19 protein-coding genes and 1 tRNA gene are annotated in these 19,155 nt (G+C 40.4%); 4 read left to right on the forward strand and 16 right to left on the reverse strand.

Annotated features, from left to right (window positions below; genetic code table 11):
• The coding region (locus TW85_RS23875; protein ID WP_052702400.1) for an FG-GAP repeat protein at positions 1-2,044 on the forward strand (2,044 nt) is incomplete at its 5' end.
• A gap of 9 nt (positions 2,045-2,053) precedes the next feature.
• On the opposite strand, the gene TW85_RS23880 is transcribed toward TW85_RS23875, so the two are convergent.
• The 10 genes from TW85_RS23880 to uvrB form a co-directional block, all read right to left on the reverse strand.
• The gene (locus TW85_RS23880) at positions 2,054-2,863 is read right to left on the reverse strand and encodes a hypothetical protein (RefSeq protein ID WP_157197017.1); all 810 of its coding nucleotides are present in this window, start codon (positions 2,861-2,863) and stop codon (positions 2,054-2,056) included.
• Positions 2,805-3,050, reverse strand: a complete 246-nt coding sequence (locus TW85_RS23885) for a phage holin family protein (RefSeq protein WP_162197520.1) — start codon at positions 3,048-3,050, stop codon at positions 2,805-2,807. The genes TW85_RS23880 and TW85_RS23885 overlap by 59 nt, the downstream gene beginning before the upstream one ends.
• Before the next feature lie 427 nt (positions 3,051-3,477).
• Complete coding sequence (locus tag TW85_RS23890; protein WP_046019653.1) at positions 3,478-4,053, reverse strand: RDD family protein; 576 nt, start codon at positions 4,051-4,053, stop codon at positions 3,478-3,480.
• 683 nt (positions 4,054-4,736) lie between these two features.
• A complete protein-coding gene (locus TW85_RS23895) occupies positions 4,737-5,051 on the reverse strand; it encodes a hypothetical protein (protein ID WP_046019654.1) in 315 nt (104 codons plus the stop codon).
• 478 nt (positions 5,052-5,529) lie between these two features.
• On the reverse strand, positions 5,530-6,429 hold the full coding sequence (locus tag TW85_RS23900; RefSeq protein ID WP_238326289.1) for a DMT family transporter: 900 nt from the start codon (positions 6,427-6,429) through the stop codon (positions 5,530-5,532).
• Positions 6,430-6,648: 219 nt separating this feature from the next.
• Positions 6,649-7,335, reverse strand: coding sequence for a hypothetical protein (locus tag TW85_RS23905; protein ID WP_046019655.1), 687 nt, complete (start codon positions 7,333-7,335; stop codon positions 6,649-6,651).
• A 309-nt stretch (positions 7,336-7,644) separates the two neighbouring features.
• Positions 7,645-7,977 carry a hypothetical protein gene (locus tag TW85_RS23910; RefSeq protein ID WP_046019656.1) on the reverse strand — a complete coding sequence of 111 codons (333 nt, stop codon included), beginning with the start codon at positions 7,975-7,977 and terminating at the stop codon, positions 7,645-7,647.
• A gap of 401 nt (positions 7,978-8,378) precedes the next feature.
• Positions 8,379-8,455, reverse strand: a tRNA-Ile gene (locus TW85_RS23915).
• Between the two features lie 125 nt (positions 8,456-8,580).
• Entirely contained in the window at positions 8,581-9,024 is a 444-nt protein-coding gene (locus TW85_RS23920) for an acyl-CoA thioesterase (protein ID WP_046019657.1), read from the reverse strand.
• Between the two features lie 102 nt (positions 9,025-9,126).
• A complete protein-coding gene (uvrB, locus tag TW85_RS23925; protein WP_046019658.1) occupies positions 9,127-11,157 on the reverse strand; it encodes an excinuclease ABC subunit UvrB in 2,031 nt (676 codons plus the stop codon).
• A gap of 191 nt (positions 11,158-11,348) precedes the next feature.
• On the opposite strand from uvrB, the gene TW85_RS23930 reads away from it, so the two are divergent.
• Positions 11,349-12,221, forward strand: a complete 873-nt coding sequence (locus tag TW85_RS23930; RefSeq protein WP_046019659.1) for an MBL fold metallo-hydrolase — start codon at positions 11,349-11,351, stop codon at positions 12,219-12,221.
• Between the two features lie 14 nt (positions 12,222-12,235).
• Positions 12,236-13,945: a sulfate permease gene (gene sulP, locus TW85_RS23935; protein ID WP_046019660.1), complete on the forward strand. Its 1,710-nt coding sequence runs from the start codon at positions 12,236-12,238 to the stop codon at positions 13,943-13,945.
• A 119-nt stretch (positions 13,946-14,064) separates the two neighbouring features.
• Here the strand turns inward: sulP and TW85_RS23940 are convergent, their stop codons facing one another.
• The 5 genes from TW85_RS23940 to ihfB all read right to left on the reverse strand — a co-directional run bounded on the left by TW85_RS23940 (position 14,065) and on the right by ihfB (position 17,234).
• The gene (locus tag TW85_RS23940) at positions 14,065-14,421 is read right to left on the reverse strand and encodes a ComEA family DNA-binding protein (protein WP_238326290.1); all 357 of its coding nucleotides are present in this window, start codon (positions 14,419-14,421) and stop codon (positions 14,065-14,067) included.
• 144 nt (positions 14,422-14,565) lie between these two features.
• Positions 14,566-15,282: an orotidine-5'-phosphate decarboxylase gene (gene pyrF, locus TW85_RS23945; RefSeq protein ID WP_046019661.1), complete on the reverse strand. Its 717-nt coding sequence runs from the start codon at positions 15,280-15,282 to the stop codon at positions 14,566-14,568.
• Between the two features lie 42 nt (positions 15,283-15,324).
• The gene (gene lapB / locus TW85_RS23950; RefSeq protein WP_046019662.1) at positions 15,325-16,497 is read right to left on the reverse strand and encodes a lipopolysaccharide assembly protein LapB; all 1,173 of its coding nucleotides are present in this window, start codon (positions 16,495-16,497) and stop codon (positions 15,325-15,327) included.
• 5 nt (positions 16,498-16,502) lie between these two features.
• Positions 16,503-16,826, reverse strand: coding sequence for a LapA family protein (locus TW85_RS23955; RefSeq protein WP_046019663.1), 324 nt, complete (start codon positions 16,824-16,826; stop codon positions 16,503-16,505).
• Between the two features lie 72 nt (positions 16,827-16,898).
• Positions 16,899-17,234 (reverse strand): integration host factor subunit beta, encoded by a 336-nt coding sequence (gene ihfB, locus TW85_RS23960; protein ID WP_269447917.1) that lies wholly within the window; start codon positions 17,232-17,234, stop codon positions 16,899-16,901.
• A 180-nt stretch (positions 17,235-17,414) separates the two neighbouring features.
• Between ihfB and ppa the strand changes: the two genes are divergently transcribed.
• The gene (gene ppa, locus TW85_RS23965; protein WP_046019665.1) at positions 17,415-17,945 is read left to right on the forward strand and encodes an inorganic diphosphatase; all 531 of its coding nucleotides are present in this window, start codon (positions 17,415-17,417) and stop codon (positions 17,943-17,945) included.
• A 75-nt stretch (positions 17,946-18,020) separates the two neighbouring features.
• On the opposite strand, the gene trxB is transcribed toward ppa, so the two are convergent.
• Positions 18,021-18,971, reverse strand: a complete 951-nt coding sequence (gene trxB / locus TW85_RS23970; protein WP_046019666.1) for a thioredoxin-disulfide reductase — start codon at positions 18,969-18,971, stop codon at positions 18,021-18,023.
• Positions 18,972-19,155 lie beyond the last annotated feature (184 nt).

Raw genomic sequence — 19,155 nt, forward strand, 5'->3', positions numbered from 1 at the left:
TGGTTCAGGTTCTTCTGGTTCGGGCTCTACACCTACAACAGCACCTTTAGCTATTAGCAATTTAAGACTGAGTGTTTCTGGAGAAGATGCTTTCACTTTCAGATGGACTGATGTTGATGGGGCAACATATTACAATCTTTGGGAAAATATAGATGGTAAATCCAACTATACTCGTGTTGGTTCAGGCATTTCACCTAGCCGAGTTGGATATGATGACCCTTACAATTATACCGCACTAGTATCTGCACGATTAAACGCTTTATTCATCGTACAAAGCTGTAACGATATTGGCTGTACTAGTTCTACACCTCTATCTGTAAGTGATTTTTATGTACCAGTAGAACCCTTTAAGCTCACTTTCTCCCAAACTAAAAGCTTTGATTTTACTTGGCCTGCTAAAGATGGCGCTACCCATTACAAGTTAATGGAAAATGCGGATGGTAATTCAGGATTTATTCAAGTCGGCGAAAATATAGCAAGTGACACATTCACTTACAGCCATATAGTGCCTTTATATGCTCGCATGAATACACAATATATACTTCAAAGCTGTAATGATAGTGCCTGTACTGATTCAAACACAATCTCAGTCAATGATAACTTAGCTGCTAGTATTGGTTATTTTAAAGCAAGTAATGCAGATTCTTTTGATAGTTTTGGAGATAGTATTGCATTATCTGCTGATGGAAAGACCCTTGCTGTTGGAGCCGCTCATGAAGACAGCTTAGCTACAGGTATTGCCAGTAATCAAGCAGACAATAGTGCAGAGACAGCAGGTGCCGTATATATTTTCAGCCTCAGTAACAATATTTGGACTCAGCAAGCCTATATAAAAGCAAGTAATACAGACTATAGCGATTATTTTGGTAGTAGCCTTGCGCTGTCATTCGATGGTAATACTCTTGCTGTCGGTTCCTACGCTGAAGACAGTAATGCTACTGGAGTCAATGGAGATCAAGCTAATAATAGTTTCCAAAACTCCGGAGCTGTATATGTATACACTCGAGACAATTCTTTTAATTGGGCTCAGCAAGCTTATATAAAAGCCAGCAATACAGGAAGAACTGATTTTTTTAGCAAAAGCATCAGTCTATCTGCTGATGGTAATACCCTTGCTGTAAGTGCTCAAAACGAAGGTAGTAATGCTACAGGAATAAATGGGGATCAATTTAATAACAATGAATTTTATTCCGGCGCTGTTTACGTTTATATACGAGATAATACTGAAACATGGAGTCAGCAAGCTTATATAAAAGCGAGTAATACAAAATATTCTAGTTATTTTGGTAATAGTGTCTCCTTATCCCTTGATGGAAATACTTTAGCCGTTGGCTCTTTAGAAGAAAGCAGCAATGCTACAGGCATTAATGGTGATCAAAACAACTATGATGCCTCAGAATCTGGAGCTGTTTACGTATTTACACGAAGCAACTCAGTTTGGAGTCAACAAGCTTATTTGAAAGCAAATAATACAGATGCATTTGATTATTTTGGTTATCAAGTGGCATTATCAAAAAATGGTAATACTCTAGCAGTAAGTGCTCATCGTGAAGATAGCAATAGCGTAGGTATAAATGGAGATCATTCCAACAATGATGCTGTAGATTCTGGTGCAGTCTATATTTTCACTCGTAACAATACATCATGGATTCAAGAAGCCTATATAAAAGCAAGCAATACAGGTAGTGTCGATCTTTTTGGTATAAGTCTCGCTCTATCATCTAATGGAAATACACTAGCTGTTGGGGCTCTTAATGAAGATAGTAATTCAATAGGTATAAATGGCGGTCAAGCTGATAGCAATGAATCTGATACTGGCGCTGTTTACACCTTCACTCGAGTTGGGTCTAATTGGACTCAGCAAGCTTATATACATTCAAGCAGACCAAGAAGTTTCAGCAAATTTTCCACAAGTCTCGCTTTATCTGCTGATGGAAAAACATTAGCCGTTGGAGCAACTTCAGAAAACGGAAAAGGGACTGGAGTGAATTCTAACCCTACTGAATACAACCTATATAGTTCAGGTGCAGTTTATCTTTATTAATAATGTTACCTAAGAACTTTGATTATCCGACAAACTGGCATCCGTACTCATTGCCACGGCTGAGCCACCCATTAAGGTTGGGGTGAGTTTGGCCTTTAACCGCTGGATAATTTGGTCGCTTAGTTCTTGATCGTAACTTGGGTTACCTGTTGGCGTTAGGTGAATCACTGGCGCAAAGTTCACTGAGGTTTGCTTAGTATTACTTTGCTGTTGTGCAAGCTGATTAGCTGGCCCGTTTGTACTGGCATTGGCTATGGGTTGAGCGGTTTTGTCTTCTGACACCCAGTTAGGGAGCTGCTCGCCTAGCCAATTGCTTAAGCGGTTTAGGGTGTTTGGTGCGGTTGCTTTGGCTTGCTGGTTTTCGTCTTCGTCATCATTAAAAAGACGACCAACCTTACCGCCTGCCCACTCACCTAATGCGCCACCACCTAGGCCACCGACAATAGAACCGAGCACACCACCAACTGCTGTACCGATAATAGGCACGACTGATCCAATGGCCGCGCCTGCCATTGCCCCTGCGGCTGCACCACCTAGGCCACCTGCCATGTCGCCTGCTGTGGCTCCGATTTGTTCGTTGTCGCCTTCTGATATGGCTGAGGTTAAAGCTGCACCTGAAAAGGCAATATCTAGCGGACGAAAAAGTTTGCCTGCGCCTTTCATCATGCCTGCCATAGGCAAGACTTCGGTTAGGCTACCTGCTGCCCCTGCGATATCAGCACCCGCCATGGCGATGTTGCTTAAATCCATACCGCCTGCATTAGCAGCACCAGAGAAAAGCGACAAGGCCGCACCGCCATCCAAGCCAAGCCAAGCCAAGAGAAATACCAAGAAAGTAAGTAATCATTCCTAGAAAACCGCCAATAAAAACGGTGATAAGCAATTGAATTAATGAGAATTTTCTAGGATCTTGCTGAATTCGAATAAGGTACTTAACTGCACCACCAATACTTGCAACCACCATAGCTAACGCAATTTCAAACAGCTCATCTGGCAAGATCTTCATAGGTTTGTGATATCCAGAAACGAAAAAGCCCCGCTGAATAGCGAGGCTAGAATTAAAAAAGGCCCACATACCTGTGAGCCTTTAAAAGGGGATCGCCGTCGAACACATATATGACAGCTTGAACAAAATGTAACCGCTAATTCCTAAGGTTGCAATACCCCTCGCGCGTATTTCTTCAATTTCCTTCTCTCCTTACAAAACGGAAATTAACCCTCTAACCATCTGATTATTAATAATTTTTCATACCTAATACAAAAAGCCTTGGGCGGCATACGGGCGGAAAATAGAGTGTATTTTTATCAATTAAATTGTGCTTTATTCGTAATAGTTGTAACTAACCTATGACTATTTAGGAGTAATTGAGTTTTCTCAAATCGAAAAAAAACAGCCGAGTGGCTGCTTTCTTATAATAACTATTAACGCAAAGCTAACCAGCGACGCTCGCTGCATCTGAGTTGAGCGTTTTGTTAGGCAATGGCCTGTTAATTACGATAGTGCCTGCTATAAAGTCATGTATAGCTCGGCGCTTTTTATTCGTTAGCATTACTATAAACTCACTCCAAACCCAAACATTCATAGCAATCGATACCAAGTTATACCAGCTTGGCGAGCGTTCTATGAGAACAAGAGAGCGTTCTTGCCAATTCATAGAGAAGTATTCGGTATCAGACATGCCTTGAGCAGCGAGAATCATTGGGATAGCCGAAAATATTGAAAGAACAAACAAGACAGAATACCTGAGAGCAGCTTCTCTATAACTAACATCGGAGCCGTCCAATTTAGTAATTTTTATTTTTAATATTAATTTACCGGGCGTTCCCCCATATCGCTTTACTAAATATACGTAAAACCATAATCCAAACAGCAAGTTTGGAATCAAATAGTACAGTTGGAACAGGCGAGACTGTTCATTGCCCCAAAATGTAAATGCAATTATAGGTGCCATAATTAGCGTATCTAGACAAAATGACCAAAATCTTTTCCAGAAACCTGCGTATTCCATACTACTTCCTATTATGTTCGATACTTATTTTATCTAACATTTTCATAATGCGCACGCTCGGTTTGCTAGGTTTATCCACCGCACTCAAAACGTCACATCTGCTTAATTAATTTGAGAAAGGCTATTTATCAACTGAAAACCTTCCTGGCTAAACGCGTATACGCGCTATCTCAATTCCTAATTACTCTTGTTGGGTACTGTTATTTTCGCACCCTTCTCATAACTTATTGATTCTACATATTTTAAAAATAGGCACAATGACAAAGCGTGCCATATCACAGATATCTATAGTGCTAAAGCGTGCCAAATTTATTAACAATTTAGTAATTTGAAAATAAACTCTATATACAGCTAGTTTTATCAGAGATTCCCTTCTCACTTTACAAAACGGAAATTAACCCTCTAACCATCTGATTATTAATAAGTTTTCATGCCTAATACAAAAAAGCCTCGGGCGGCATACGGGCGGTAAATAGAGTGTATTTTTCGCACAAAATTAGTAATAGCTGAATCTAACCTTCACCAATTTAGAGTTAATTGAGCTATCTCAAGGCCAAAAAAAGCAGCCTATTGGCTGCTTCCGAATCATATGCATTAATGCCTGCATCAGCAGGTTTACTTTAAATTGATAGGCTGAAGCAGAAGCGGCTTAAAACAACTCCGGTGTAAATAGCTGCTTGGTATTATTTCGCATAGACAGCAATAAGATTGGCCCAATGTCCACCAGGAGCACAGCCTGAATAAACCGCTGTAATAGTTGTATTAGTTGCCTTTGCAGCCAATATTGTTGATATTAATACTTGTGAAGCACTATGAGATCCAATCCAACCATTATAAGAAGAGCACTCATTAATTGCATTAGAAGATCCATTTCTTAGCTTTATTGCAAATTTTCCAGAAGTATCTGCATATACTTCACTAACGACACCATCGTCTGCTGAGTCAGCGTAAGATGATATTGAAACAAAAAACATCATAAAAATAATTAAAACTCGCATTTTTCCCTCTTATTTTTAGATCCTAAATTTAAAATTCATAGCCTCATTTATACGATATATTTATCATACAAAAAGCACTAAATTTAATGTATTTGGTCAAGGAAGGCTGTTTGCATATTTGACCCATCTTGGCTTATCGCATTTGAGTACGATCTTTAACAGTTGATCTTACATGTTTTTATGACCACATCTAGCTTTTTTTATATAGATACTGAAGAGCAGCTTTTCGATTAAAATCAGCCTTACATTTTAGAGATTTCCTTCTCTTCTTACAAAACGGAAATTGATACGCTAAACATCTGATTATGAATAGCTTTTCATGGCTAGCTCTAAAAGTCGTGGGCGGCATAGGGGCGGTAAATAGAGTAGGTTTTCTCATAATTTGGTAATGCTTCTACCTGACATTTCACTCTTTGGTAGTAACTTACGGCCAATAGTTGAATGAGTGCACACGAATTTAGAAAAACCGAGTCATTATCTAGCGCTTACCTCGCCAAATAATGAAAAGGCCAGATATAACAATTAACGCCGATCCGATCAACATTGCTGGTGTAAGAGCTTCACCAAATAGCAGCAGACCCAAAGCAGTACCAAACAGAAGTCGGATATACCTAAACGGTGTAACTGCGGAGACTTCTCCTGTTCTCATCGCTTTCATCAAACAATAATAAGCTAGTACACCAAATATGATAGCGCCTAAAAGCGACAAAGATACCTCAGTTTTAGGAATAACAAACGGATCATCAGCCCAAATGGAGTAAAGCACTCCTGCTATGAGAACCGATACAAACCCATAAAGTCCAAGAAGTGATGTACCAATAGTTGCAGGTGCCACCCGACTTGCGAGATCACGACCAGCAAAGCAGATCATTCCGAGTATTGCGAGTAAAGACAACTCAGAGAAACCTTCAGTACCTGGTTGAACTATTACTATTACACCCAGCAGCCCAGTAACAATGGCCGCCCACCTGCGCATCCCAACTTTTTCACCCAATACCAGAACGGCACCTGCAACCACAACGAGAGGCGTTGCTTGCAAGATTACCGTAACCAAAGATAATGGGATTAAGGCGAGCGCAAGCACATAAAACAGACGTCCTGTTACCTCGAAGCCAACTCTTATCAGCATTGACCGAGATAAAATTTCTGGGATAAACAGAGGCTCACGATTTAAAAACAACAGAGCTGCATAAACCAACATACCACCCAAACCGAAAATGGCGAGCACCTCACCAATCGGAATACTCTTAGTTGCCACTTTAACAAAAGCATCTTCTATCGCGAATGCCCCCATAGAGGTAATCATCCAAAGAGCACCAATTAGATTTTGCTTATGTATTTCCGAGCTGCTTGTTACCTCCAACCCTCTTGATTCCAAAAGATAATTCCTTGTTGTATAACTTTGATTTTAATTTCGTTTTGATGAGGTCAATAATATAAATATATGATTATAAATCATTTTTCACAAAAGCTAGTAGACAATAAATAAAACACCTTTATTAGTTTTTAATCAGTATAAATTGAGCTTTATAAGTAAAAAAACAGCCTATTAGCTGCTTTTTTATTATGCTTTGAAACGAGTAACACTTTAATTACTTCACAAAATTTCTAAACTAACTAACCTTTCACCTTTATGAATAACATCATTGCTACCTATAGATATATTTGTAGCAATCAGACCATTTAAACTGCCTGTCATAAAGAAGTATTCATCATCAACATACCCTCTACGGATACATTCCAATACTCCTTTCTTGAGAATGTCTTTTTTCTCCTCAAAAAAATCAGAGTTGCAGCCTAAATAATGGGTTATTTCTTTTGCATTCCCATTCTCTAATTTAAAGTCTTCTGATACCGCATGACTCGACACAGAAATACCATAATTAAAATAAAAGTCGCAGGCATTACAGCTACTATCATTGATTTTAGGGCGTAATATCTCAATTGAAGCTAGTGGCTGGCAAAAATCAGTAGACTGTTTAACATCAGAAATTGATTTTGGTACACAACATTGATAACAAATTTCTACTTCTATCCCTAACAATTCTTTCTGGGATAAAGACACATCATGGCTTTTAAAGAGCTGGAAATCAAAAATGGGTGAAAGTATTAAAACACCTGAATCGTCTACAACTTTCCACCCTTTGATTTCTGCACCTTTACTCGTTAATTCGGCAATTAACAAATCTTGGGCTCGACATATTTCATCATAATCATCACTGATAGAATCGAAAGAACCACTCTTAAATTCTTTTAAAATTGCTGAATACTCTACAAAGTCCATTGGACTACCTTTTATAAATTATTAATGAGCATACTCTAATTACTTAAGAAGATGCAGCTGCTTTCAAAGCATTGTTATTACTTACGGATTCTACATGCTTTTTATTATGTCTCAACAAAAACGCCCCAGCATTTCTGGGGCGTTTTTGTTGTTCACCCGCGCTAATAAACTTTGCTGTACATGTGTGCGAACTGTAGGTGTTCTCGGGCGTCGCCGTATAGTCTGTGGTTGGTTATTTTGAGTATTGGGAAGATGGTGTCGTTGAAGTCTCTTTTCATTGCGGTGATGTGGGAGTGGATGAGTTTCATTCTATATTCGTAGTACTCTACCCTGCGTTCCATTGACGCGACATATTCGTTGGTTGGGTTGTCTGCCCTGCCTAGGTACTCCCCTTCTAACGCAGTTTGAATGAAGATTAAGCCTTGCTCTAATTGAGCAGGGGGTTGCTTGATCCAGTTTGCTCACACCAAGGTGTTTATTCACCTCTTTACCGATTTTTACGCGCTCAATACTCATATGGTTTTTAGAACGCTTGTTAGCTAACGCTAAGATATTACCTTCAAGCAAGTTGGTCATGGTTCTGGTCGCTTCATTGTTTTGATTAGAGCAAGAAAGCTCAGAACGAGAAAGCGCATCAGCCAAGATCTCTTGTGCTTACTCTTCCTTATTGATCAGGGTGACAAGCTCTGCACTGACTCTTGCCATAAAACTCTTTCGTCCTTCTGTCACATGATTAACAAACGTCTTCTCTGTCATCGAACTGTGTGCTGATCCTAATCTTAGTTGTGCCGTATAGGTTGGCAGTATTGCGGTTAGATTGGCAAGATGCAAAGCTGCCAATCGGGTTAGCGGGGTTGGTTGAAGATGATGGATAAAGCCCGTGTTTTAAGACGCCCTTCGGGGCTTTTTTTATGCCTAAAAACAGGTAAAACCGAGACTTTGCGAAAGGAGGTGTGGAAATATTTTGGAAATAAATTGGAAATAAATCCAAAAAAAAAGACCTAGAAACTAACCTAAGTCTTTGTATTCACTTATAAAATAAGTGGTAGGTCTGGGCCGATTTGAACGGCCGACCTCACCCTTATCAGGGGTGCGCTCTAACCAACTGAGCTATAGTCCTATAAACTTGATTGCGAGAATTATACCTATGCAAAATAGCTTGGCAAGCTTTATGCCTAATTTTTATTTAAGCGTTTGATATTGTTCAGCTATTTTTGTTTAAAATTCGTTATCTTGCCATTAGTTTTATATACCTGAACCATGGGACCAATCATGAACATAGTCGGGTAATTCTGACTCTTTTGGTACTGGCGTCGATTTGCCATTTTCCCCTATGGCGACAAACTTAAAAACGCCTTCGGTTACTTTTTCTCTTGTGCCGATGCGATTTCGTCTCACCCAAGCTTCAACTAAGATTTCCATTGAAGAGCGCCCTACTTTTATCACACTGGTGTAGACACCTAAAATATCACCAACTTTAACGGGTCGAATAAAGCTCATACGGTCAATTTCGACTGTGACAACTCGGCTTTGTGCTCTTTGTCCTGCACATATACCGGCTGCGATATCCATTTGAGATAACACCCAACCCCCAAATATATCGCCTGCTGGGTTAGTATCTCCTGGCATGGCAACAGTACGTGTCGTTAGCCTTCCTTTTGTTTCTTCTGTCTCTGTTTGATCTGACATTGTCTGCCTTTCTCTGTCTGCTTATTTTTCACTTCCTTGTTTAGTATTGTCCAAATTTATATTTATTCGAGCTTATTGCCGAATTAGGTAATAAGTGGGTGTTTAAAGCTCACCCACTTCTTTCAATTTTTTCTGTAAAGCTCGTATCTGATCTCGGTAACCTGCTGCAAGTTCAAACTTAAGATTCTCTGATGCTTCTACCATTTCTTTTTGAAGGTTCACTATAGCTTTACGAGCATCTGCCACATCATCCATACTTTCTACTTTGTAATCAGCAGAGGTTTCCGCCACTTTTTTGGCTTTACTCTGCCTACCTTTACCTGCACCTGGGTTATATGAACCTTCCATAATATCTTGTACGGACTTAGATACCCCTTTAGGCACTATGCCATGCTCTTCATTATGAGCAATCTGCTTAGCACGACGCCTATCTGTTTCTGCCATGGCACGTTCTATTGAACCAGTAATTTTATCGGCATATAAAATAGCGCGTCCGTTAATATTACGAGCTGCACGACCTATGGTTTGTATCAGTGACCTTTCGGAACGTAAGAAGCCCTCTTTATCTGCATCTAAGATAGCAACTAAACTTACTTCGGGTATATCTAAACCCTCACGGAGTAAGTTAATACCCACTAACACATCAAACTCACCGAGCCTTAAGTCACGAATGATCTCAACTCGCTCTACCGTATCTATATCAGAGTGAAGATAACGTACGCGAACTCCATGCTCATAAAGGTAACTAGTTAGATCTTCTGCCATACGCTTGGTTAAGGTCGTGACAAGGACACGTTCACCGTTTGGAACACGTTTGTTAATTTCTGATAAAAGATCATCAACCTGAGTGGCAACAGGTCGTATTTCTACTGGAGGGTCAATCAAGCCAGTCGGCCTTACGATTTGTTCAACAACCCAATCTTGGTGTTCTGCTTCATACTTACCAGGCGTTGCCGATACCAAAATAGTTTGCGGTTTAATTTGCTCCCACTCTTCAAAGCGCATAGGTCGATTATCTAATGCTGATGGCAAACGAAACCCATATTCCACAAGGCTCTCTTTACGAGATCGGTCACCTTTGTACATGGCACCGATTTGAGGAACTGTCACGTGAGATTCATCAATAACCAAGAGTGCATTTGCAGGTAGATAATCAAATAAAGTGGGCGGTGGTGAACCTTCTGGTCGACCTGACAAATATCGAGAGTAGTTTTCTATACCAGAGCAGTAGCCTAGCTCTTGCATCATTTCTAAGTCATAACGGGTTCTTTGCTCTAAACGCTGTAACTCAACTAATTTGTCTAGGGATTTTAGCTGTTGTAAACGCTCATCAAGCTCAACTTTAATACGTTCGATGGCATCCATTACGGTTTCTCTTGGTGTGACGTAATGGGTTTTCGGATAAATAGTCAGCCTTGGGACTTTACGAATCGTTTTATTCGTTAGCGGGTCAAAGAACGAGAGGTTTTCGATTTCATCATCAAAGAGCTCAATTCTTACCGCAGTGTCTTCTGAATCAGCGGGGAATACATCAATCACATCCCCTCGCACTCTAAAGTTGCCGCGTTCGAACACCACATCATTACGGCTATATTGCAGCTCGGCAAGGCGCCTTAAGATATCCCTTTGATCAATACGATCACCTCTGTCTAGGTGCAACATCATTTTTAAATATGACTGAGGGTCTCCCAATCCATATATGGCAGATACAGTCGCCACTATGATCACATCTTCACGCTCTAATAAGGCTTTCGTCGCGGAAAGTCGCATTTGCTCTATGTGTTCATTTACCGAAGCATCTTTTTCGATAAAAGTATCTGAGGCGGCTACATAGGCTTCTGGCTGGTAGTAGTCATAATAAGAAACAAAATATTCAACCGAGTTATTAGGAAAGAACTCTTTAAACTCACCATAAAGTTGAGCTGCAAGTGTTTTGTTATGGGCCATAATGATAGTAGGCCGTTTCGCTTTCGCGACCACATTAGCAATGGTAAAGGTTTTACCAGAGCCTGTTACCCCTAACAAAGTCTGATGAGCAAGACCGGCTTCTATCCCCTGGGAAAGCTTTTCTATCGCTTTTGGTTGGTCTCCTGCAGGAGAGAATTGCGATACAACTTCAAACTCTTTAGACACGGCGTTATTCCTAGCATTCTAATAATCACTGAATCTATCAGTTTAACAAAAACTGCTTAAGCTGACCGCAATGAGGAGAATTATTTCATCTTATATCAAAGGATTATTAGAACTTTTGAGAGTGGAGATGAATTTTAAAAAAAATAATATATACTATTTAGAAATAACCTTATTCCATTTAGAGATATATTATGAAAACCACTCAGGTTACCTCTTTTTTTGATCATGCAACCAATACTGTTTCCTACATAGTGACAGATAACAAGAGTCGTACTTGCGCCATTATTGACTCTGTACTGGACTATGATGCGGCATCGTCTCAGACTAGCACTCAATCTGCTGATGTACTTATTGAGCATATCAAGGAAAATGTACTCACACTGAAGTGGATTCTTGAAACCCACGTCCATGCGGATCATTTATCGGCAGCACCCTATCTGCAAGAGCAACTCGGTGGTCAGGTTGCTATTGGCCAAGAAATCACACAAGTACAAGGTATTTTTACTGATTTATTAAACCTCAAAGACACCTGTGCCACAGATGGCTCACAGTTTGACTTGTTATTAAGTGAAGGTGATGAACTCGCTCTAGGCGACACTCTCATTCAGGTACTACACACACCTGGCCACACTCCTGCCTGCATTAGTTATTATGTGGATGGTGCATGCTTTGTTGGCGACACTCTATTCATGCCAGATTATGGCACTGCTCGCTGCGACTTCCCCGGTGGAGATGCCAATACTTTGTATCACTCTATTCAGAAGATACTTTCTCTACCAGATGAAACACTTATTTTTACCTGCCACGACTATAAAGCAGAAAATAGAGATCACTATGCTTGGCAGTCTAGTGTACTAGAACAAAAACAATCAAATCTTCATATTAATCACAAGATTAATGAAGCTGAATTCACTCAGATGCGTAGCACTAAAGATGCAACATTGAATATGCCAAAGTTGATCTGGCCTGCGGTGCAAATCAATATGAGAGCAGGCAAACTACCTGAATCAGAAACCAATGGCGCGAGTTACTTGAAGATTCCAGTTAGTCATACAACTAAATAATATAGGGACTAAGTATGACTAAATTAGCTTATTGGATACCAGGTATCGACCAGATAAAACACTACAAGCGTAAAAACTTTGGTGCGGATTTAGTGGCTGGAAGTATCTTATCTATCATGCTGGTTCCCCAAGCACTTGCCTATGCATTATTAGCTGGTTTGCCACCAGAAATGGGCCTTTATGCCAGTATACTCCCTCTTTTCATTTATGCTTTTTTAGGCTCTAGCCGCACTATGGCTATTGGTCCTGCGGCCTTAATCGCCATGATGTCCGCATCCTTTAGCAGCCAATTCGCCTTACAAGGTACACCTGAATACAACACGATTGCGCTGATCCTAGCTATGCTATCGGGTGTCATTCTTTTACTACTAGGCTTTTTAAAACTGGGTTTTTTAGCAAACTTATTAAGTCACCCTGTCATTTCAGGTTTTGTCACAGGCTCTGCCATCATCATAGCGGCAAGTCAGATAAAACACTTTTTAGGGATTTCTGTATCAGGTGCCTCCTTACTTGAGATTATCGAGGGAACCTATTATCAGCTCGATAACATTAATCCAATTAGTTTGATCATTGGGCTAAGCTCCTTAATCTTGCTCCTTTTATTAAAACGCTATGCATCGAGGTTTCTAGAGGTATTGGGCTTATCAAAAGACACGTCTGTACTATTAAGCAAAGCTGGGCCTATTCTCGCCATTAGCTTATTTACTTTTATTAGCTATGAATTTGCCCTAGCCTCTCACAACCTTGCACTAGTTGGCACAGTACCCAGTGGTTTACCACTTTTATCCATGCCGGATTTTAGCTTTAATCTAGTATCAGATTTATTACCAGCGGCTGCTATTCTCGGTCTGGTCAGCTTTATAGAGTCCATTTCAATCAGCCAAGCCTTTGCTACACGAAAACGACAAAAGATTGATTCAAATAATGAATTAGTTGGTTTAGGCGGGGCAAATATCGTATCTGGATTAAGCGGTGGATTAGCTGTCGCGGGCAGTTTTTCACGATCAGCAATTAATGATGAAGCGGGTGCAAAAACACAGCTATCCGGTTTAGTCTCCGCAAGTTTTGTGCTTTTAACCCTCTATTTCCTAACTGATTTATTCTTCTATATGCCAAAGGCGGTACTTGCCTCAACTATATTATTAGCCGTATTCGCCCTGATTGATTTTAAAGCCATCATACATGCTTGGCATTACTCAAAACATGATGGTATTGCCATGCTAGGCACACTAAGCATCGTATTACTCTTTGGTGTCGAAACAGGTATTTTGGCAGGGGTTTGTCTATCTATCTTTCTCTTCCTTTGGCACACAAGTCATCCTCATATTGCCATTGTCGGCAACCTCACAGGCACTGAGCATTATCGTAATGTAGAGCGCTATGAAGTAGAGGTAGAGCCAAATATTCTCACCCTTCGCATCGATGAAAACCTCTTCTTCGCTAACTGTCGAACCCTTGAAGAAAAAGTCACTGAACTCATTTCCGAACGACCTGACGTCGAACATCTGGTACTCATGTGCAATGCCGTCAATATGATAGATATAAGCGCGCTGGAAAGTCTGGAGACCATGATGCAAAGATTGAAGTCAGCCAATATTGCTCTACATTTCTCAGAAGTTAAAGGCCCGATTATGGATAAACTTAGAGATACGCACCTAATATCCGAGTTAACAGGTGAAGTGTTTTTAACTCAGCATCAAGCGATAAAATCCATTAAGAATTAAGTATTTAAAAGAGGATAAAAACTAAAAAGCCCCCAAGCTCCTTGCCTGGAGCTTGGGGTAAAAACCCTAACGAGGAGACTATCTACATCAGTAGATAAACATAGAAGAGGTTCTTAGATTTATAAAGGTAAATCAGCCAATTTCTCTTCTTTATACTCCTCTCCTGGCCCAATCGATAAATAATCACGATTCTTTTTAAGTAAAGATGGTCCAATTCCTTTCACAAAAATAAGCTCATCAACTTCTGTAAAGGCGCCGTTTTCATTACGATATTCGACGATTGCTTGGGCTTTTTTACGACCGACCCCCGTCATAACAGCGGCAAACTGCTCTGCCGTTGCCGTATTGACGTCAAGAGGCGTTGCACTAAATGCTGGCGTAAAAACACACGAAAGTAGAAAAACTGATACCAAGAACATGGTTTTAAGAGAAGTACGGATATTACAAATATACGAGACGCACACAAGATTCATCATAGAAAACTCCTTTTTCTATTGATGGCACAAAGGCCTAGTTATCATAAATCATGAAGATTTACTGAGCTGATCAACCCCTTGTCAATCAGCCAGTTAACTATAATCTCTCTTACCGGATTCTCAAGTTGAGAAAAGTAATTTTGCTTATTTATTGACTAAACTTTGATTCACACTTGTTAGCACAGCTACTGGATCAGCCGCTTGAGTAATAGGACGGCCCATAACAAGATAGTGACTCCCCGCCGCCATTGCTTCTTGTGGTGTCATAATACGCTTTTGATCGCCTTGTTCTGCACCAACCGGACGGATACCTGGCGTAACTAAGGCGAAGTCTTTACCTAACGCTGTTGATAGCATTTTCGACTCTTGTGCTGAACACACAACCCCATCCATACCAGATGATTGAGCCAGTTTCGCCAAACGGCTTACATGCTCTTCAGGTGTTAAATCGATACCGATTTCAGCAAGATCAGATTGATCCATACTGGTTAATACAGTAACAGCGATCAATAAGGTCTTATCCTTACCTGATTGAGATGCGATAGACTCTAGTGCATTCGCTGAGGCTTCCATCATACGACGGCCACCGGTAGCGTGAACATTCACCATCCAAACATCCGCCTTTGCTGCAACACTCACTGCATTCGCGACCGTATTTGGAATGTCATGAAACTTAAGGTCTAGAAAAATATCAAAACCCAGTTTATGTAGTTCATCTAAAATAACAGGACCCGCTGTGGTAAAAAGTTCTTTCCCTACTTTCACTCTACATTGGCTAGGATCAAGGCGTTTAGCCATTTCAATTGATTGCGCCATGGTTGGGTAATCTAGAGCAACTACGATAGGAGATTGGCAGGTCATTTAGTATCCTCATACAAGAGATGTTAAAATTAACAGTATTACTTATTCGCCTTCTAAGCCGTGAATCGGTTTAACGGTTCCCCAACTTTTACAACTTGGACACTTCCAATGTAGTTGAAAACCCGAAAAGCCACATTGGCGGCAAAGGTATTTATGTTTGTTTTCTGTGAGTTGGTCTAGCAACTCATAAAGCACTTCAAGGTGCTCTTTGGCTTCATCAGTTGCTTCATTAAGTTGCATTTGAACCAGCTCACGAAAACCTTTAATCGTTGGGTGCTTGCGTAACTGATCGATCAGAAAGATCTCAGCATAATCTTTATTATCTTTCGATAGGCGCTGAGCTAACGCTAAAATAACAGTGGCTGATGGTGATGTTCTGTTTTGTTCTTGCAAAAACTTGGTAAAACCACTGTTACCCCAGACCTTTTCATAGCAATCTCTTAGCAAGTCTACGGTAATAGGAACAAAGTCTTTATCTTGATTAGCAACCTGCTTTAACTCTTTGATTGCGTCTCGATAACGCTTTTGCGCAATAAAAACATCGGCAGCCCCCATGCTCGCGCGAACACACTTCTCATCCATATCAAGTGCATTTTGATAATCTTGTAAGGCCTCTTTTGATTTATTCTTAGCATGCTTCTCATCTGCGATTTCACAATGAAAATGAGCAAGACGTTTAGCCAAAGCCTGCTTTTTATTCAGTTGATAAAGTTGATGGCCAATTTGTATTGCTTGATCCCAACTTTGCTCAAATTCATAAAGATCGACCAAAAGGGCTAATACAGTCGGCTGAAACTCTGTTTGTTTCGCCGCTATATTAAGTAACAGTCTTTCTGCTCTATCCAACAAACCTGCAGACATAAAGTCACTGGCTAGCTCAAGCTGCACCAAACGCATTTCACGGGGTGTGATTTCTGGACGAGCAAGAAGGTTTTGGTGAACATTGATGGCTTTTTCTATTTCACCTTTTTTACGAAAAAGATTTCCAAGGGTAAGGTGAATATCAAAGGTTTCTGAGTTAACTTGCAGCGAGTCGACAAAGGCATCAATCGCTTCAGAATGTTGGTTATTAAGTAAGTGGTTTAAACCACGAAAGTAATCTGGAGGTACAGCCAATTTACTTTTATCAACTGCAGACGAGTTCTTGCGTCGACCCATTATCCATCCGGCTAAAAGCGCAACGAATAGAACAATGAAAAGCAAAATCTCGGACAACCCTATTACTCCCTACTGATGTCTAAATCTTTCGTTAATGTAGCTTTGCGCAAAGAATCCAATTCTTTTTGCGCATTTGTACAACGACGGCTAAGTACTCGAACATGATTTTCGGCTCTTAAAAGCACAACACTGCTCGCAATGATGGCCACAAAAGCACCAAGTGCGAAGGCTAGAAGAAGGTAAAGCGAGACACTGAATTCAGGTGCCTGCCAGAAAACCAGATCTAAACTCACTGGTTGTGGGTTACGGACAGCAAAGAATATCCCTACCAATAAGAAAAAGATAAGGACTAGGGCAAAAATTACACGCGAAAACCACTTAAGCATACAACACCTACAAGATGGATATTGGCGTCATTATGCCGTGATCTTGAATAGATTTCGAGTTAAAAAATAGAATTAATTTAGCTCGTCAGTCTCAATCGCTGGCGAATTAACCAATTCTCTTAATTCTTTACCTGGCTTGAAATGCGGTACATATTTCGCCACAAGTTCAACAGATTCTCCGGTTTTAGGGTTTCTGCCAACTCTCGGCGCTCTATAGTGCAAAGAGAAGCTGCCAAAACCACGGATTTCGATACGTTCACCATCTGCTAATACTTCTGACATATGCTCTAGCATAGCCTTAATAGCTTGCTCTACATCTTGAACAGGCAAATGAGATTGCTGATCTATAAGCAGCTCTATAAGCTCTGATTTAGTCATTTCTGTCCTCGCGACTAGATTTTGATCTATCCATAAGACTAGCTAAATTTAGAAAGAAAGCAATAAGTTAAGTAGATTTCTTCACATTTTTATTGAGAAATTAGCAATAAGATTGGGGATTATTCCCAAACACAACCAAAGTCGTACTGGCATCAGACTATACGAACTTTTATAATATTGCTCATATATTGGCCAGATGGAAGAAGAAGCATGAGCTACTCACAGATACCTGCGGGCAAAGATGCGCCGAATGATATTTATGTCACAATTGAAATTTCGGCTCAAAGTTCGCCAGTAAAATACGAAATTGACAAGGACATGGACGCCCTACTCGTAGACAGATTTATGGCGGCTCCTATGTTCTACCCTGCTAACTATGGTTACATTAACAACACCCTTGCTGATGATGGTGATGCGGTAGATGTATTGGTCATCACACCACATCCCATTTTGCCTGGATCTGTTATTCGCTGTCGCCCTGTTGGTGTATTAAATATGACAGATGAAGCCGGTACTGATGCGAAACTACTGGCAGTTCCCCATGATAAATTAACCAGTATTTATACTGATGTTAAAGACATTGATGACGTGCCAGAATTACTACGCAATCAAATAGAGCATTTCTTCGAAAACTACAAAACACTAGAGAAAAACAAGTGGGTAAAAGTAGAAGGTTGGGCAAATGCCGAAGAAGCTAAAAAAGCGATTATAGAAGGCATTGAAACCTATAACGCCCAATAAAATAAGCATTTTAAATGATTAAATTTTAGACATAAAAAAACCAGCATAAAGCTGGTTTTTTTATACTTACAAATACTAGTCGTTATCTAGGAAACGCTCAGCATCCAATGCAGCCATACAGCCAGTACCAGCTGATGTGATAGCTTGACGATAAATGTGATCACTTACATCACCCGCTGCGAAAACACCTTCAATGCTTGTCTGAGTCGCATTACCGTGGGAACCTGATTCTACTTTCAAGTAACCATCTTTCATTTCTAGTTGACCAGCAAAAATATCTGTATTTGGCTTATGGCCAATTGCAACAAAGACACCAGCAAGATCAATCTCTTTCTTCTCGCCTGTTTCATTGTTCAGGATACGCATACCAGTTACACCAGCATCATCGCCAAGCACCTCATCTAGTTGAGAGTTCCACTCAATCTTGATGTTACCGTTTTCCGCTTTTTCCATGATTTTGTCAGCCAAAATCTTTTCACTGCGGAATTTATCGCGACGGTGAATAACAGTCACAGACTTAGCAATGTTAGATAGGTATAGAGCTTCCTCAACAGCCGTGTTACCACCACCGATTACAGCAACGTCTTGGCCACGATAGAAAAAACCATCACATGTTGCGCAAGCAGAAACACCACGCCCCATAAATGCAGTCTCACTTTCAAGACCTAAGTATTGGGCACTTGCACCAGTACAGATAATTAACGCATCACAAGTATAAACACCGTCATCACCTTCTAGGCGGAATGGGCGGTTTTGCAGATCGACTTTACCAATTTGGTCAAAAATGATTTCTGTTTCAAAACGCTCAGCATGCTTACGCATACGCTCCATTAACTCAGGGCCTTGCACACCTTGATCATCACCTGGCCAGTTATCAACATCAGTCGTAGTGGTTAGCTGACCACCCATTTGCATACCAGTGATCATTACAGGGTTTAGGTTTGCACGCGCAGCGTATACAGCAGCGGTGTAACCCGCAGGGCCAGAACCTAGAATCATTAATTTTGCGTGCTTAACGTCACTCATTGATGCGCTCCTTGAAAGCTAAATCTTGTCGTATATGTTTAGGTTAAAGTCATAATTGCTTTGCGTATCAATTCTTGCATGACACTGAGGTTATGAGTTTGAGCCTATTAAATCGGATCGTTAGTCTACCCAAATTCACCAAGTATTATTAGCGAATTTTAACTATTAGAGAGATAGAGTTCTT

Source organism: Marinomonas sp. S3726 (assembly GCF_000967665.1).
Lineage (GTDB): Bacteria > Pseudomonadota > Gammaproteobacteria > Pseudomonadales > Marinomonadaceae > Marinomonas.

Coding starts and splice junctions, on each gene's coding strand:
- TW85_RS23885 (WP_162197520.1), bottom strand. CDS start 3,050: ATGAAGATCTTGCCAGATGAGCTGTTTGAAATTGCGTTAGCTATGGTG.
- TW85_RS23890 (WP_046019653.1), bottom strand. CDS start 4,053: ATGGAATACGCAGGTTTCTGGAAAAGATTTTGGTCATTTTGTCTAGAT.
- TW85_RS23895 (WP_046019654.1), bottom strand. CDS start 5,051: ATGCGAGTTTTAATTATTTTTATGATGTTTTTTGTTTCAATATCATCT.
- TW85_RS23905 (WP_046019655.1), bottom strand. CDS start 7,335: ATGGACTTTGTAGAGTATTCAGCAATTTTAAAAGAATTTAAGAGTGGT.
- TW85_RS23920 (WP_046019657.1), bottom strand. CDS start 9,024: ATGTCAGATCAAACAGAGACAGAAGAAACAAAAGGAAGGCTAACGACA.
- TW85_RS23930 (WP_046019659.1), top strand. CDS start 11,349: ATGAAAACCACTCAGGTTACCTCTTTTTTTGATCATGCAACCAATACT.
- sulP (WP_046019660.1), top strand. CDS start 12,236: ATGACTAAATTAGCTTATTGGATACCAGGTATCGACCAGATAAAACAC.
- TW85_RS23940 (WP_238326290.1), bottom strand. CDS start 14,421: ATGATGAATCTTGTGTGCGTCTCGTATATTTGTAATATCCGTACTTCT.
- pyrF (WP_046019661.1), bottom strand. CDS start 15,282: ATGACCTGCCAATCTCCTATCGTAGTTGCTCTAGATTACCCAACCATG.
- TW85_RS23955 (WP_046019663.1), bottom strand. CDS start 16,826: ATGCTTAAGTGGTTTTCGCGTGTAATTTTTGCCCTAGTCCTTATCTTT.
- ppa (WP_046019665.1), top strand. CDS start 17,415: ATGAGCTACTCACAGATACCTGCGGGCAAAGATGCGCCGAATGATATT.
- trxB (WP_046019666.1), bottom strand. CDS start 18,971: ATGAGTGACGTTAAGCACGCAAAATTAATGATTCTAGGTTCTGGCCCT.